Here is a 13,460-nt window from a genome sequence, read left to right on the forward strand (position 1 = left end):
TTGGTTATGCATTTTACCGTTTGATAAAATATTTTACCTGTCAAGCTTCTCCTGACCCTAGGTCAGCCCAAGCTTTTCCGAAAACCCACGATATGCTAATTAAACTGGCAGTCAGCGGGCGAAGCGGTAAATAGGGTCGACCCCTAGGATCGGATTCTACGATGAGCCATGTATTGCACCGTAACCTGCGCGCCACGCAACCTGTGATCGTGCGCGGGGAGGGAAATTTTCTTATTGATGACAAGGGGAAGCGCTATCTCGACGCCTGTGGCGGCGCAGCGGTGTCGAGCCTTGGGCATGACAACGCGGCTGTGCGCGCCGCTGTTGCGGAACAAATGGAAAAGCTCGCTTTTGCGCACACTGGCCTCTTTACCAACGCCCCTGCGGAGGCTCTGGCCGATTATTTGATCGCGCATGCGCCGGAGGGCACGGGCGAAGGTCGGGTCATGTATCTGGGAAGTGGCTCGGAAGCGATGGAGGCCGCGCTGAAGCTGGCGCGGCAGTATCATTTGGAGCGCGGCGACACGGCCCGCGCGAAGATCATCGCGCGCAAGCCCAGCTATCACGGCAACACGCTTGGCGCGCTGGCGGTGGGCGGCCATGCCGGGCGCCGTGCGCCCTTCGCGCCGATGCTGATGGATGTGGAACATATCGACGCGGCCTATGCCTACCGTCTGCAGCACGAGGGCGAAAGCGAGGCGGCGTTTGCGCAGCGTTTGGCGGATCAGTTGGAGACACGGATCGTTGAGTTGGGGCCGGAGACGGTTGCCGCCTTCGTGGCGGAGCCTGTGGTGGGCGCATCGCTCGGCTCACAACCCGCGCCTGCGGGGTATTTCAAACATGTGCGCGAGATTTGTGACCGCCACGGGGTTCTGCTCATCGCCGACGAGGTGATGTGCGGAATGGGCCGGACGGGAAGCCTTTTTGCGTTGGAGCAGGAAGGTATCTGTGCCGACATCACCACCATGGCCAAAGGCCTCGGCGCGGGCTACCAGCCCATCGCGGCGGTGATGGCCCGCGAAAGCGTGATCGACGCGATCATGGCGGGCAGCGGCAATCTGTGGAACGGGCATACTTATATGTCGCACGCCGTCGCCACGGCGGGCGCGCTGGCGGTTTTGCAAGAGGTCGAGAGCCGTGATCTGCTGGGGGCCGTGCGGGCGCGTGGGGCACAGTTGGAAACGGCGTTGCGCCAGCGTTTTGGCCAACACGCCCATGTCGGTGACATTCGCGGGCGCGGGCTGTTCTGGTCTATCGAACTGGTGGCCAATCGCGACAGCAAGTCGCCCTTTGAGGTCAGCCGCCACCTTGCGGGCAAAATCCAACGCGCGGCGATGGAGGCGGGGATGATCTGCTACCCCTCGCAGGGCTGTGCTGATGGTACTGCGGGAGATCATGTGTTGCTGGCCCCGGCCTTTACCTCGCCGCCCGAGGAGATCGAGATGACCGTCGAAATGCTCGGCACGGCGGTGGATCAGGTGATCGCGGAGGGCTGAGCCCTTCGCCCCCGCGCCCGGTCACCGGCCTTTGATCTGGATCGAGAAATTGCGCTGCGCCCCGGCGGGCGGGCGCGGGAAGGGTGCGGCCTGTTGGATGATGCCAAGCGCCGCTTGATCCAACGCTGCCGACCCCGAACTGCGCGCCACCCGGACGCCAGCCAACTGCCCGCCCCCGCCAATGGAAAAGGCGATCACGGCGGTCCCGCGTGAGCGGACGCGCGGTTTGCCAACGCGGGCGATGCGGCTCATCACTTGGCCGGGATAGTTGCTAGCCGCCGCATTACCCGCAGGTGCTGCGGCCCGCTGACGGGTGCCGGACTGCGCGGCGTTGCCCGCACGGGCGGCGGTCTGCGCGCCCTTGGTGTTGTCGCGCTTCGCATTGCCGCGCGTGGTCTGCTTGGGCTTGGGTTTCGGCTGTGGCTTGGGCTTGGCTTTCTTGGCAGCTTCGGCGGCGCGTTCGGGGTCGCGGCGCTGCGGGCGTTGCGACAGGCGGGGCGCGTCCTCCTCTGCCTCGGCGGTAAGGGTTTCGACCGGCGGCACCGGGACCGCGGCTGTGATGGTCGGCGTGGCCTCAGTCGTCTCGGGCGAGGTTTCGACCGGGGTCAGGGCGGGCAAAATCGGCGTCTCTGTCGGCGAAGCGGCGGGCGGGGCCACGGGCATGGGTTCGGCCTCCACCGCCTGCACCGGCTCTGCGACGGGCGAAGGCGTGGGGGTGAGCGTGGGCTCCGGAGCGGGGGTCGGCGGCAGCGCCTCTGCGGTCTCCAGCGGCTCGGGCTCGGGGGTCGGCATGATCTCCTCCACCGGTTCGGCCTCTAGCGTGCCGACGGCCATATCCTCAAACCGGGTGCCAAGCTGGGCCGCGGCGGGCGCTCCGCCGCCCGCGATCTTGGCGCTGTCGTCAATTTGCGCCAATTGCGACACGCCCACGACGAGGCTGGCTGCGACACCGATGGAGAGTGTTTTGACAAGACCGGACCGGGGGATCATTGCAGCGCCCTTTCGGTGACAAGCATGACGCGCTCTGCCCCGGCCCCGCGCAGTTCGCGGGTCAGTTCCACAAGGCGGCGGGCAGGCAGCGCGCGGTCGGGCAGCAGCCGCACGGTATCGCGCTCTTCTTCGGGCAGCGCGTCGATGAAGTCGGCCACGCTGGCGCGGTCTTGGCCTGCGTAGGTCATGCGGCCATCGGCGTGAACCACCAGCGCATTGGGCGGGGCGCGGCCCTCAAGTTCGCGGGTTTCCACGAGGTTGAGGTCGGAATCCAGCGGCTGCGACGGGGTGCCCGCGACCATGAAGAAGACCAGCATCAGAAAGACGATGTTGATCAATGCGATGGTCGGTTCGCGTTGTGGCTTGGCCTTGGCAATGGGTCGCATGGTCAGCCCTCCAGAACCGAGACGCTGAGCCCCGGCAGGGCGCGCAGCGCGATGAGCAGATCGGCCAGCGCCTGCGCCTCGACCTCGGCCCCGAGCGAGACCAGAAGCGGGGTGCCCTTCTCAGCCTCGGCAAGCGGGCTGGCGGTTAGCGCATCGAGCGCCAGTGCGTCACCGTTAAGGCGCAGCCCCTCGGTGGTCAGTTGCAGGAAAAAAGGTTTCGCCCCCGTCTCGCCCCCTGCCCCGGATGTCGCTGCGGCCAATTCGATCTCGGCAAATTTTGAGAAGGTCGAGGTTAGCATGAAGAACAACAACAGCAGAAAGATCACGTCGATCAGGGAGGTCATGGAGAGGCGGTTGCGCCGCCGGCGTGGCCTAGCCATGGGCTGGCCGGGGCGCGGTGGTAGTGAAAGGGGTTGCGGCGGGGGCAGTGTGTTGCCCGGGGTGCAACACGGTAAGGATCGCCTTGTCGGCGATGACGCGCTCGGTCTCCATCCGCTGTTCCAGCCAGCTGAGCACCAGCGCGGTCGGCATGGCGACGACCAGCCCCACCGCAGTGGTCAGAAGCGCCACCCAGATGCCACCCGCGAGGATCGAGGGATCCACCTGCGACCCTGCGTCTTGCAAGGCGCGGAAGGCTTCGATCATGCCCAAAACCGTGCCGAAAAGACCCAAGAGCGGGGCAAGCTGCGCCACGGAATCCAGTAGGCGGAAACCGCGCTCCAACTTGGCAAAGCGCAACTCGGCCTCGGCCTGCAAGCGCGAAGCGCCCGCGTCGGGCGCAGACATGGCCAATTCGATCACCGGGGCGAGGTAGCTTTTCGACCGGCCCAGCGCAGAGCGGGCAGCGGTGGCATCGCCACGCTCCCAAGCATTGACCGCTTCGGACAGCGCCCGGTGGCGGCCCACGGCGGCGGCGCGGAACTGCCATGTTTTATAGAGGGCGACCGCAAGGGTCAGCACGGCCACGGCCATCAGGATCACGACCACCGGGCCACCGGTTTCGGCAATGCCCCGGAGAGGGGTCAGCAGTTCGCTCAGTTGATCCATCAGCCCAGCACCTCGATCTCGGTCCGGGTTGCCGGGGCCAGCGCGTTTTCGCAGGTGCCCGCCGCGATCCCCGCCCCTTCGCAGCTTTGCGCACCGTTAAAGAGGATACGGCCAAGGTTTTCGCAGGTGGTCTGCGGCACCACGAATTGGCGCACGCGCGGGCGGCCTACGGGCAGTTGACCAAAGTCGAAAAGCGTCAGCCGGTTCACGGTGCCTTCGCGGTCGAACAGCACGGTTTCATAGACCGCCTTGTCCAAAGGCGCTGAAAGTTCGTTGGTGATGAGGAAGGTCAGTTTGCAATTGGCATCCGTGGTGTCGGCGGCGTTCAGCTCGACCTTGAGAGCAGGTGTGGTGACAGGCGTCTCGGCGGCGGTGCCTTGGGCGATGGTCAGGCACAGGACCGCGAGGAACGCGGAACGAGAATGCGGCATGGGGTGGCTCCCGATGGGTTTATCTTTGATCACGGCGCGCTGCTGGGGCGCCTGCCACGGGGGGCAGAATCGTCAAAGCAGCTGTCACGCCAAGCGGAATTTCTTTGTGCTGCCTAGCAAAATCGGTCAGCGGTGACAATCCTGACTTTAATACTCGGATAAGACAATCCCTCGCTGCCCGCCTTCTGCGCAGGGAACAGTTGCGGCGAATTGGTGTTGGGCTGCTGAAACCATCGCGCGCAGCAATATCGCTTGCGCAGAGAAGGAGGCTAGAATGACCGACAACAGCCAGAAGATCGCGACCATCGATCCCACGCATAACGTGGCCCTGTTCATGCCGGACGCCAAAGCGCTGGAACAGGCGGCCTCGGCCGGGATGAAAACGGTGGTGAACTTCCGTGCTTCGGATGAGAAAGGCGGCCTTTCCCCCGATGAAGAGCGGCTGGTGGCCGAGAAGCTGGGGCTGAACTACCTGCACCATCCGGTCACGCCCGATACGCTTGGCCCCGATACGGTGGACGAATTCCGCAAGTCATTGGATGACCTGCCGCAGCCGGTGTTCCTGCACTGCGCCTCGGGCAAACGGGCCGGGGCGATGACGCTGATGGCCCTTGCGGCAGACAAGGGATGGGACGGTGACACGGCCCTGCAAGAGGGCAAAGCCCGCGGCATCGACCTGACCGAAGAGAAGATCGGCCAGTTGGTCAAATCCTACGCGGATCGCAAAGCATGAAAGAGGCGTCCGGTTTTGCCGGGCGTTTATTTTTGCGCGCAGTAGAGGCCGTGCAGCGTTTCCAGAACCGCCACGGCCTCCTGCCCTTTCACCCGGTAAAAGATCGTTTGCCCAGCGCGTCGGCTGTCGACCAGCCCGGCCTCTTTTAACTTCTTAAGTTGCTGCGACATCGTGGATTGCGACAGGCCGCAGGCCCGCGCCAAATCGCCCACGGAACGCTCCCCGTCCAGCAGGCGGCACAGGATTTGCAACCGCGCTTCAGACGCAAGCATCGTCATTAGGGCTGCCGCACCCGCGATATCACCGTCCAGAAAGTCGTCCGCGTTTTTCATATTAGCATCATTGAATATTATAGATTGGTAATATATACTGAAAGGTAATGTGATACAAGCCAGCCGCCAATGTCGGCGCGCAAGGAGTTAAGACATGGAAACTGAATTCACACCTTGGCTGTCGCTGGGCGGCGGCGCGCTGATCGGAGCCTCGGCGGTACTGCTGATGGCAACGAACGGCCGTATCGCGGGCATCAGCGGGCTGACCTCACGGCTATTTGCGCGCAGCAGTGACGGCGAAGCGCGGGGCGTTTCGTTCTTTTTCGTGCTGGGGCTTTTGCTGGCAGCACCGCTTTGGTTGATTGTCTCGGGCGGCTGGCCGCAACAATGGGTGCCTTCGAACCCGCTTTTGATGGCTCTGGCCGGGCTGTTGGTCGGCTTTGGCGCGACCTATGGCAATGGCTGCACCTCGGGCCATGGGGTCTGTGGGATCAGCCGTGGCTCGGCGCGGTCGATCGTGGCGACGGTGACCTTTATGGCGACGGCTTTCGTGACCGTATTCGTCATGCGGCATGTGTTGGGAGCGTGATATGAAACAGGTATTCGCCTTACTCTCCGGCCTTGTCTTTGGCATCGGCCTTATCGTCTCTGGCATGGCAGACCCCGCCAAGGTGCTGAACTTTCTCGACGTCTTTGGCACGTGGGATCCCAGCCTCGCCTTTGTCATGGGCGGTGCCATCGCCGTGACCGCACCGGGCTTTGCATTGCTGTTCCGCAGCCGTCAGACCCCCTATTTCGACAGCACATTCCGCGTCCCCACCCGCAATGATCTTGAGCCGAAACTGCTGACCGGCGCTGCGATCTTTGGCGTGGGCTGGGGCTTGGGCGGCTTTTGCCCCGGCCCGGCGTTGACCGCCCTGCCCTTGGCGGCCAGTGGCACGTTGATCTTTGTGCCCTTCATGCTGGGCGGCATGTGGATCGCCCGCCACACCCCTGATTTGATGACTAAAACTAAGGAAGGACCTGCCTGATGAGCGACCCTCTGAATACACCCGTCGTGCGCCATTCGCCTTCAACCGGTGCGGGCAGCCCCGATGTCTGGGGCGTTTATGAACCCGACACAGGCTCGATCCAATACATCTGCGCCGATCCGGCGACCAAAAAGGCCGCGCTGATCGATGTGGTCTGGAACTTTGACCCGAAGAACTACAAGTTCACGACCGAGAGCATGGATCAGGTCTTGGACCTTGTGAAAGAGCATGGCCTGAGCGTGGAATGGGTGCTTGATACGCATCCCCATGCGGATCACGTCATGGCCTCCGCCCATCTGAAAGAACGGACCGGTGCGCCCAATGCCATTGGTGCGCTGGTGCCTGAGATCGCCAAGATTTGGGCGGACCTCTACAACCTGCCGAATGCCTTTGACCCCGACCGCGACTTTGACCATCTGTTCGAAGAAGGCGAGACGTTTAAGATTGGTGAGTTGGACGCCAAGGTAATGCTGTCGCCCGGTCACACACTTGGGTCGATCACCTACGTCTGTGGCGATGCGGCCTTTGTGCATGACACATTGATGCAACCCGATGCGGGCACCTCACGGTCGGATTTTCCGGGGGGCAAAACGGCGGAGCTTTGGGACTCGATCCAAGACATCCTCGCCCTGCCCGGCGACACGCGGCTTTATATCGGCCATGACTATGGCACCGATGACCGCAAAGAGCCGACGTGGGAGGCCACGGTGGATGAGCATAAGGCCAAGAATATCCATGTCAAAGATGGCACCAAGCGCGAGGACTATATCGAGCGCCGCCAGAAGCGGGACGCGACCCTGTCGCTGCCCAATCGGATCCTAGCGGCCTTGCAAATCAACCTGCGCGGCGGGCGCCTGCCTGAGGCCGAAGATGACGGCAACTACTACCTGAAACTGCCGGTGAACCGTTTCGACTAAGCCAGACCGGGGGGCCCTTCGGGGCTCCCCCTTCCTCTTGACGGATTGCCTGACATGAGACTCCCGCCTCTCGCGCACTATTTGCCGATCCTTGACTGGGGGCGGCGCTATGATCGTGACCAGTTCACCGGGGATATGGTGGCGGCGGTGATCGTCACCATCATGCTGATCCCGCAATCGCTGGCCTATGCGCTGCTTGCGGGGATGCCGCCCGAGGCCGGTATCTATGCCTCCATCGCGCCGATTGCGCTTTATGCGATTTTTGGCACCAGTCGGGCGCTGGCGGTGGGGCCGGTGGCGGTGGTGTCGCTGATGACGGCGGCGGCGGTGGGCAACATCGCGCAGAGCGGTACGGCGGGCTATGTCACAGCGGGGCTGACGCTGGCGTTTCTGTCGGGCGCGATGCTGCTGGCGCTTGGGCTGTTCCGGCTGGGGTTTCTGGCGAATTTTCTGTCGCACCCGGTGATTGCAGGCTTCATTACGGCATCGGGCATCCTGATTGCCGCTAGCCAGTTGCGCCATATCCTGGGGATCGAAGGCGGGGGGCATACGCTGGTGGACATCCTCGCCAGCCTTTGGGCGCATTTGGGCGAGGTGAACCTGATCACCCTCTTGCTGGGTGTGACCGCGACGGCGTTCTTGTTCTGGGTCCGGGGCGGGTTGAAGCCCTTGCTCTTGCATGTGGGACTGGGGCCGCGCATGGCCGATATCGGGGCCAAGACAGGCCCGGTGTTGGCGATCGTCGGCACCACGCTGGCGGTCTGGGCCTTTGATCTGGGCAGCCGGGGCGTGGCCATCGTGGGCGAGGTGCCGCAAAGCCTGCCGCCGCTCACGCTGCCTTCCTTCTCGCCCGATCTGCTGTCACAGTTGTTCATCCCCGCGCTGCTGATTTCTATCATCGGTTTCGTCGAAAGCATCAGCGTGGCCCAGACCCTAGCTGCCAAAAAGCGCCAGCGCATTGACCCCGATCAGGAGCTGATTGGGCTGGGCAGTGCGAACCTTGGCGCGGCCTTCACCGGGGGCTTTCCGGTGACGGGGGGCTTCTCTCGCTCTGTCGTGAACTTTGATGCAGGGGCCGAGACGCCCGCCGCGGGGGCCTTCACCGCCGTAGGGCTGGCGCTCGCGGCGCTGTTTCTCACGCCGCTGATCTACTTCCTTCCCAAAGCCACGCTCGCCGCCACTATCATCGTTGCGGTGCTCAGTCTTGTTGATTTCTCAATCCTCAAACGTGCTTGGGCCTTCAGCCATGCCGATTTTGCAGCCGTGAGCGTGACGATCCTGCTGACGCTGATTTTCGGCGTCGAAGCGGGCGTGAGCGCGGGGGTCATCACTTCGATCCTTGTGCATCTTTATAAAACCTCGCGCCCGCATATGGCCGTGGTGGGCCGCGTGCCCGGGACAGAGCATTTCCGCAACGTGCTGCGCCATGAGGTTGAGACCCAGCCGCATGTGCTGTCCCTGCGGGTGGACGAGAGCCTCTATTTTCCAAACGCCCGCTTCCTAGAGGATCAACTAGCGCGCTATGCCGCGGACAAGCCCGAGCTGACGGACGTCGTGCTGATGTTCCCAGCGGTGAATGAGATCGACCTTTCAGCGCTGGAGTCGCTGGAGGCGATCAACACGCGGCTGCGGGATGCCGATATACGGCTCCACCTGAGTGAGGTCAAAGGCCCGGTCATGGACCGCCTCAAGCGCAGCCACTTCTTGGATGATCTGACGGGCGAGGTATTCCTCAGCCAGCATGAAGCCGTTTGCGCCTTGGCCGAGCGGCACTGAGGAATTCGAGGGTATTTGTCCGCGCGCGGGAACCGCCCTGCCCGTCGCGCGTTGGCCTGCCATGAACAAGATATTTGCGCGCGCCGCCGCCCTTTCCGCCTGCCTTTTTGCCACTGCCGCCCCTGCCGAACAGGTGGGGAATGTCGACGTGGACTGGCTGGGCAATGACATTATCATCGAAGCCGTGGCCGACCCTAAGGTCAAGGGCGTGACCTGCCATCTGGCCTATTTCGAGCGCGGGCTGATCGATCGGCTGCAAAAGGGCAACTGGTTTGAAGACCCGTCGAACTCCTCCATCTCTTGCCGTCAGACCGGCCCGATTGAAGTGGGTGATATCGAAATGGACGATGAGGGCGAGAATGTCTTTAGCGAACGGCGCTCAATCATCTTCAAAACGCTGCGGGTAAAGCGGATTTTTGACAAAGAGAACAATACGCTGATCTACATCAGCCACAGCCAGCAGGTGCAGGACGGGTCGGCCAAGATGTCGATGTCGACTGTGCCCCTGTTCCAGCCCGGCCAATAAGCCCAAGGGCCAAGTTTTCCTCGGCGAAGGCTTGCCATCGTGGCGATCCCGCCTTGTCGGGCGACCTGCCTGCGATATGCTGCGCAAAACGCAACAGTGCAGCGACAGGCAGGATTTATGAGACATTCACGCAGAACATTCGCATTTGGCCTCGCCGCTCTGGGGCTGACCTCGGCTTGCTCTACGGGGGGCGGCGCACTTGGCCCCGCAGCGGCGGCTGGGGTGCCGGACGATCTGCGCCCGGTGCCCAATGCAGGCTATGACGCTTGGGTCGCGGCGTTTAAGGGCCGTGCCTCGGCGCAGGGGATCTCGGCCAGCACCTTAGCCCAAGGGTTCCGCGGCGCGGGCTATCTGCCCGGCGTCGTGAAACGGGACCGCAACCAGACGGAATTCAGCCGCAGCTTGGAAGATTACCTCGCCATCGCTGCTTCGGATGAACGTGTATCAAAGGGGCGCGCGGCCTTCGCGCGGCACCGCAGCACGCTGAGCGCGATTGAGAACCGCTACGGCGTCGCGGCAGAGATCGTCGCGGCGGTTTGGGGGCTGGAGAGCTTCTTTGGCGAACGGCGCGGCAATGTGCCTGTCGTCTCGGCCACTTCGACGCTGGCCTTTGACGGGCGGCGCGGGGCGTTTTTTGAGAAACAGTTGATCGCGGCCCTGAAAATTCTGCAAAATGGCGATATCACTGCCGATCGCATGACCGGGTCTTGGGCCGGGGCCATGGGGCATACGCAGTTTATTCCCACCTCCTATCAAGCCTTTGCGGTGGATTTCACCGGCGACGGGCGGCGCGACATCTGGTCGGAAGACCCCAGCGATGCGCTGGCCTCGACCGCCGCCTATCTGTCGCGCAACGGCTGGACGCGCGGCGTGAAATGGGGCGGCGAAGTGGGCAGCATGCCCGCCAGCGCCGGGTCCGTGATCCAGCCGCAGGCAGGTGGGCCGCAGTTTGTGGTGACCAGCAATTTCCGGGCGCTGAAACGCTACAACAACTCCGACAGCTATGCCATCGGCGTGGGCCATCTGGCCGACCGCATCGCCGGGGGCGGGCCGCTGCGCGGCAGCTTCCCACCCGACGCCAACGGGCTGACCAAAGACGATCGGATGGCGCTGCAACAGCGGCTGACGGCGCGGGGGTTCGATACCGACGGCACCGACGGGGTGATCGGGCCAAACAGCCGCAAGGCGATCAGCGCTTATCAAGCCAGCGTGGGCCTGCCTGCGACGGGAGAGCCTTCGGTCGAGCTGCTGCGCCGCCTGCAATAGACGGGCCTAGCCGGGGCTGATCCCGGCCCGGTCGAGCATCCCTGCCACCTCGGCGAACGAGGATTGCGGCGGGGTGTGCTCGGCCTTGCGCTGGCTGAGGAACGTCTCGCACGGCCCGGCAAAGGCAATGGCGCGGTCCAATTCAGGGTTGCTGCCGCTGCGGTAAGCGCCAATGCGGATCAATTCCTCCATATCGGCATGGGCCGCAAGCGCCTTATGAGCGGCGGTAAGCAGCGTATACTCCACATCACTGTGACAATCCGGCAACGTTCGCGAAACGCTCGCCAGCAGGTCAATCGCTGGATAACGGCCCTTTTCGGCAATCTTGCGATCCAACACGATATGCCCGTCGGTGATGCCGCGCACGGCGTCGGCGATGGGGTCATTCATATCATCACCATCCACCAAAACGGTGAAGATCGCGGTGATATCGCCCTTGCCCACCGGCCCCGGCCCGGCCCGTTCGAGCATCTGCGGAAGCTCTGAAAACACCGTCGGCGGGTAGCCCTTGGCGGTGGGTGGTTCGCGCGAGGCGAGGCCGATTTCGCGCTGCGCCATGGCAAAACGGGTGACGCTGTCCATCAAGAGCAACACGTGCTGGCCCTGATCGCGGAAATGCTCGGCCACGGCCATAGCGGTCCAAGCGGCTTGGCGGCGGGTGAGCGGCGGCTCATCCCCGGTGGCCACGACCAGCACGGCCTTTTCCATCCCCTCGGGGCCGAGGTCGGTTGAGATAAAATCCTGCACCTCACGGCCCCGTTCACCAACCAGCGCCATAACCACCACGTCACACTCCGTATAGCGTGCCAGCATGGCCATCAGCGTTGATTTACCAACGCCGGAGCCTGCGAAAATGCCCAAGCGCTGACCTTGGCAAAGCGGAGTGAAGACATCCAGCGCGCGTACATGGGTCGCCAGTTTCGGGCCGATGCGTTTGCGGTCAAAGGCTCCCGGCGGCGCGGCGCGCAGCGGGCGGGGTTGGTTGCCCTCGGGCAGATGCCCCTTTCCATCAAGTGGTGCAGCAGAGGCGCTGATGACACGGCCCTTCCAGCTTTCGTCCGGGCGGATCACATCGCGGCCAACCGCGACCTCCACCCGGTCGCCCGCCGCCACCCCGCGCCACGAGCCGAAGGGGAGCAATTCGGTGCCATGGGTGCCAAGGCCCACGACCTCCGCATGGACCGGCCCGTCAGAGCCATGCACGATGCAGCGCTCGCCGATGCCCAAGACCCGCTCCAGCCCCACGGCGGTCAGGGTAATGCCGGTGATCGCGCGCACTTCGCCGGTGATCTCGGCCTCGCCCGCCTCGCGGGCAAAGCTGGTCAGCTCGGAAAAGAGTGTCTGCATGGATAAATTTCCTCTAGGAGAGTAGGCTAATATTTACTATACAAGGATTAAACAAGCTATAGGCAAAAAAATGAACTTGTCTAATCTTTCTATTCTTGGACTCGCTTCGGACCGGATGCAGTGGCTTTCGGCCCGGCAAAAGGTCGTGTCTGAAAACGTCGCCAATGCGTCGACACCGAACTTCAAGGCGCGGGATGTATCGTCCTTTGAATCGATGCTGAGCGGAGAGCTGTCGCGCGATAACGGGCTGGTGACGACCCATGACAAACATTTCACCGGTGTCGCCCACGGTACGCCCGGCGTGCGCGAGGTAACGGATCGCAGCGCCATTGGCACCACGCTGGATGGCAATACCGTGAACCTCGAAGAACAGGCCGTGAAGGCCGCCGAGATCGGCGACCATTACAGGTTGGCAGCGCAGCTTTACCGCAAAAGCTATGACTTGCTGACCATGGCCGTCACCGGGAACAGGTAAGGAAAACGCATGGATCCGCTTCAGTCTATCGCCAAAATCGCCGCCAGCGGGATGACCGCGCAGACCGCGCGTTTGCGGGTGATCTCGGAAAACGTGGCCAATGCCGATTCAACGGGCACCACACCCGGCGCCGACCCTTTTCGGCGCAAGACCATCAGCTTTTCCGAACTGCTTGACCGGAACGGCGGCGGGTCATTGGTTGAGGTTGACCGCATTGGTCGCGATCAATCGCCCTTCCGGCGCGACTATGACCCGGCGCATCCAGCAGCGGATGAGACCGGCTATGTCAAACGGCCCAATGTCGATCCCATCATTGAGATGGCCAACATGCGCGAGGCGTCACGGAACTATGAGGCAAACATGAACATGTTCGAATCCGGCCGCCGGATGCGCAGCCAGATGCTCGACCTGCTGAAGTGAGGCTGACCTGATATGAGCGATCCTGCTTCTTTGATCTCAACCGCCGCCGTCCGGGGTGCCTACCGCACCTCGCAATCGCTGACGGGGCAAAAGGGCGAAGGCATCGCCGAGGAAGCCGGTGCCAGCGCCAATAGTTTCACCAATATGGTGCAACAGGCCTCCGAAAGCGCGTTGGAAACCGTGCGCGGTGGCGAGGCCGTGGCCCAGGCCGGGCTGCGCGGTGAGGCGGATACACAACAGGTAGTCGAAGCGATGCTGGCGATGGAGAGCACTGTGAAAGTGGCCGTGTCGGTGCGCGACCGCTTTGTCGAAGCCTATCAGGAAATTCTGCGGATGCCGATCTAGGC

The 13,460-nt window shown here is 63.1% G+C and carries 18 protein-coding genes; 11 read left to right on the forward strand and 7 right to left on the reverse strand.

Translation table 11 applies throughout. From position 1 onward, the window contains the following. The first annotated feature begins 161 nt into the window (after positions 1 to 161). Positions 162 to 1,496 carry an aspartate aminotransferase family protein gene (locus K3759_RS12600; protein WP_259982271.1) on the forward strand — a complete coding sequence of 445 codons (1,335 nt, stop codon included), beginning with the start codon at positions 162 to 164 and terminating at the stop codon, positions 1,494 to 1,496. A 21-nt stretch (positions 1,497 to 1,517) separates the two neighbouring features. Here the strand turns inward: K3759_RS12600 and K3759_RS12605 are convergent, their stop codons facing one another. From K3759_RS12605 to K3759_RS12625, 5 genes are read right to left on the reverse strand one after another with little or no spacing between them, the layout of a single operon-like run. Further along, positions 1,518 to 2,486, reverse strand: coding sequence for an energy transducer TonB (locus K3759_RS12605; RefSeq protein WP_259982272.1), 969 nt, complete (start codon positions 2,484 to 2,486; stop codon positions 1,518 to 1,520). Then, positions 2,483 to 2,872, reverse strand: a complete 390-nt coding sequence (locus K3759_RS12610; protein ID WP_259982273.1) for a biopolymer transporter ExbD — start codon at positions 2,870 to 2,872, stop codon at positions 2,483 to 2,485. Before K3759_RS12610 ends, K3759_RS12605 begins: the two co-directional genes overlap by 4 nt. 2 nt (positions 2,873 to 2,874) lie before the next feature. Next, positions 2,875 to 3,216, reverse strand: coding sequence for a biopolymer transporter ExbD (locus K3759_RS12615; protein ID WP_259985641.1), 342 nt, complete (start codon positions 3,214 to 3,216; stop codon positions 2,875 to 2,877). Positions 3,217 to 3,244: 28 nt separating this feature from the next. Then, positions 3,245 to 3,919: a MotA/TolQ/ExbB proton channel family protein gene (locus K3759_RS12620; protein WP_259982275.1), complete on the reverse strand. Its 675-nt coding sequence runs from the start codon at positions 3,917 to 3,919 to the stop codon at positions 3,245 to 3,247. Beyond that, entirely contained in the window at positions 3,919 to 4,350 is a 432-nt protein-coding gene (locus K3759_RS12625) for a hypothetical protein (RefSeq protein ID WP_259982277.1), read from the reverse strand. Before K3759_RS12625 ends, K3759_RS12620 begins: the two co-directional genes overlap by 1 nt. 274 nt (positions 4,351 to 4,624) lie before the next feature. Here K3759_RS12625 and K3759_RS12630 point away from each other — a divergent pair, with 274 nt between their 5' ends. Next, entirely contained in the window at positions 4,625 to 5,083 is a 459-nt protein-coding gene (locus K3759_RS12630; RefSeq protein ID WP_259982278.1) for a beta-lactamase hydrolase domain-containing protein, read from the forward strand. 26 nt (positions 5,084 to 5,109) lie between these two features. Here the strand turns inward: K3759_RS12630 and K3759_RS12635 are convergent, their stop codons facing one another. After that, complete coding sequence (locus tag K3759_RS12635; protein WP_259982279.1) at positions 5,110 to 5,415, reverse strand: helix-turn-helix transcriptional regulator; 306 nt, start codon at positions 5,413 to 5,415, stop codon at positions 5,110 to 5,112. Positions 5,416 to 5,509: 94 nt separating this feature from the next. Between K3759_RS12635 and K3759_RS12640 the strand changes: the two genes are divergently transcribed. The 6 genes from K3759_RS12640 (at position 5,510) to K3759_RS12665 (ending at position 10,871) form a co-directional block, all read left to right on the forward strand. After that, entirely contained in the window at positions 5,510 to 5,944 is a 435-nt protein-coding gene (locus K3759_RS12640; protein ID WP_067628499.1) for a YeeE/YedE family protein, read from the forward strand. A gap of 1 nt (position 5,945) precedes the next feature. Then, the gene (locus K3759_RS12645; RefSeq protein ID WP_259982281.1) at positions 5,946 to 6,386 is read left to right on the forward strand and encodes a YeeE/YedE family protein; all 441 of its coding nucleotides are present in this window, start codon (positions 5,946 to 5,948) and stop codon (positions 6,384 to 6,386) included. Continuing rightward, positions 6,386 to 7,303: an MBL fold metallo-hydrolase gene (locus K3759_RS12650; protein ID WP_259982282.1), complete on the forward strand. Its 918-nt coding sequence runs from the start codon at positions 6,386 to 6,388 to the stop codon at positions 7,301 to 7,303. Before K3759_RS12645 ends, K3759_RS12650 begins: the two co-directional genes overlap by 1 nt. A 54-nt stretch (positions 7,304 to 7,357) precedes the next feature. Further along, positions 7,358 to 9,079, forward strand: coding sequence for a SulP family inorganic anion transporter (locus K3759_RS12655; protein WP_259982284.1), 1,722 nt, complete (start codon positions 7,358 to 7,360; stop codon positions 9,077 to 9,079). Positions 9,080 to 9,140: 61 nt separating this feature from the next. Continuing rightward, the gene (locus K3759_RS12660; protein WP_259982285.1) at positions 9,141 to 9,605 is read left to right on the forward strand and encodes a CreA family protein; all 465 of its coding nucleotides are present in this window, start codon (positions 9,141 to 9,143) and stop codon (positions 9,603 to 9,605) included. Positions 9,606 to 9,722: 117 nt separating this feature from the next. Next, positions 9,723 to 10,871 carry a lytic murein transglycosylase gene (locus tag K3759_RS12665; RefSeq protein ID WP_259982287.1) on the forward strand — a complete coding sequence of 383 codons (1,149 nt, stop codon included), beginning with the start codon at positions 9,723 to 9,725 and terminating at the stop codon, positions 10,869 to 10,871. 6 nt (positions 10,872 to 10,877) lie between these two features. Here K3759_RS12665 and K3759_RS12670 read toward each other — a convergent pair whose 3' ends face one another. Further along, the gene (locus K3759_RS12670; protein ID WP_259982288.1) at positions 10,878 to 12,218 is read right to left on the reverse strand and encodes a FliI/YscN family ATPase; all 1,341 of its coding nucleotides are present in this window, start codon (positions 12,216 to 12,218) and stop codon (positions 10,878 to 10,880) included. A 70-nt stretch (positions 12,219 to 12,288) separates the two neighbouring features. On the opposite strand from K3759_RS12670, the gene flgB reads away from it, so the two are divergent. From flgB to K3759_RS12685, 3 genes are read left to right on the forward strand one after another with little or no spacing between them, the layout of a single operon-like run. Continuing rightward, entirely contained in the window at positions 12,289 to 12,693 is a 405-nt protein-coding gene (flgB, locus tag K3759_RS12675) for a flagellar basal body rod protein FlgB (RefSeq protein ID WP_259982289.1), read from the forward strand. A gap of 9 nt (positions 12,694 to 12,702) precedes the next feature. Beyond that, positions 12,703 to 13,113 (forward strand): flagellar basal body rod protein FlgC, encoded by a 411-nt coding sequence (flgC, locus tag K3759_RS12680; RefSeq protein WP_259982290.1) that lies wholly within the window; start codon positions 12,703 to 12,705, stop codon positions 13,111 to 13,113. A gap of 12 nt (positions 13,114 to 13,125) precedes the next feature. Further along, positions 13,126 to 13,458 (forward strand): flagellar hook-basal body complex protein FliE, encoded by a 333-nt coding sequence (locus K3759_RS12685; protein ID WP_243261223.1) that lies wholly within the window; start codon positions 13,126 to 13,128, stop codon positions 13,456 to 13,458. The last annotated feature ends 2 nt before the right edge of the window (positions 13,459 to 13,460 follow it).

It is taken from the genome of Sulfitobacter sp. W027, from assembly GCF_025143985.1.
Taxonomy (GTDB): Bacteria; Pseudomonadota; Alphaproteobacteria; order Rhodobacterales; family Rhodobacteraceae; genus Sulfitobacter.

What these genes read in the sequence shown, in the direction of transcription:
- K3759_RS12605 (WP_259982272.1), bottom strand. Translation starts at nt 2,486, where the DNA reads ATGATCCCCCGGTCCGGTCTTGTCAAAACACTCTCCATCGGTGTCGCA.
- K3759_RS12620 (WP_259982275.1), bottom strand. Translation starts at nt 3,919, where the DNA reads ATGGATCAACTGAGCGAACTGCTGACCCCTCTCCGGGGCATTGCCGAA.
- K3759_RS12660 (WP_259982285.1), top strand. Translation starts at nt 9,141, where the DNA reads ATGAACAAGATATTTGCGCGCGCCGCCGCCCTTTCCGCCTGCCTTTTT.
- K3759_RS12635 (WP_259982279.1), bottom strand. Translation starts at nt 5,415, where the DNA reads ATGAAAAACGCGGACGACTTTCTGGACGGTGATATCGCGGGTGCGGCA.
- K3759_RS12610 (WP_259982273.1), bottom strand. Translation starts at nt 2,872, where the DNA reads ATGCGACCCATTGCCAAGGCCAAGCCACAACGCGAACCGACCATCGCA.
- K3759_RS12615 (WP_259985641.1), bottom strand. Translation starts at nt 3,216, where the DNA reads ATGACCTCCCTGATCGACGTGATCTTTCTGCTGTTGTTGTTCTTCATG.
- K3759_RS12645 (WP_259982281.1), top strand. Translation starts at nt 5,946, where the DNA reads ATGAAACAGGTATTCGCCTTACTCTCCGGCCTTGTCTTTGGCATCGGC.
- K3759_RS12600 (WP_259982271.1), top strand. Translation starts at nt 162, where the DNA reads ATGAGCCATGTATTGCACCGTAACCTGCGCGCCACGCAACCTGTGATC.
- K3759_RS12670 (WP_259982288.1), bottom strand. Translation starts at nt 12,218, where the DNA reads ATGCAGACACTCTTTTCCGAGCTGACCAGCTTTGCCCGCGAGGCGGGC.
- flgC (WP_259982290.1), top strand. Translation starts at nt 12,703, where the DNA reads ATGGATCCGCTTCAGTCTATCGCCAAAATCGCCGCCAGCGGGATGACC.
- K3759_RS12685 (WP_243261223.1), top strand. Translation starts at nt 13,126, where the DNA reads ATGAGCGATCCTGCTTCTTTGATCTCAACCGCCGCCGTCCGGGGTGCC.
- K3759_RS12665 (WP_259982287.1), top strand. Translation starts at nt 9,723, where the DNA reads ATGAGACATTCACGCAGAACATTCGCATTTGGCCTCGCCGCTCTGGGG.
- K3759_RS12630 (WP_259982278.1), top strand. Translation starts at nt 4,625, where the DNA reads ATGACCGACAACAGCCAGAAGATCGCGACCATCGATCCCACGCATAAC.
- K3759_RS12655 (WP_259982284.1), top strand. Translation starts at nt 7,358, where the DNA reads ATGAGACTCCCGCCTCTCGCGCACTATTTGCCGATCCTTGACTGGGGG.
- K3759_RS12650 (WP_259982282.1), top strand. Translation starts at nt 6,386, where the DNA reads ATGAGCGACCCTCTGAATACACCCGTCGTGCGCCATTCGCCTTCAACC.
- K3759_RS12640 (WP_067628499.1), top strand. Translation starts at nt 5,510, where the DNA reads ATGGAAACTGAATTCACACCTTGGCTGTCGCTGGGCGGCGGCGCGCTG.
- K3759_RS12625 (WP_259982277.1), bottom strand. Translation starts at nt 4,350, where the DNA reads ATGCCGCATTCTCGTTCCGCGTTCCTCGCGGTCCTGTGCCTGACCATC.
- flgB (WP_259982289.1), top strand. Translation starts at nt 12,289, where the DNA reads ATGAACTTGTCTAATCTTTCTATTCTTGGACTCGCTTCGGACCGGATG.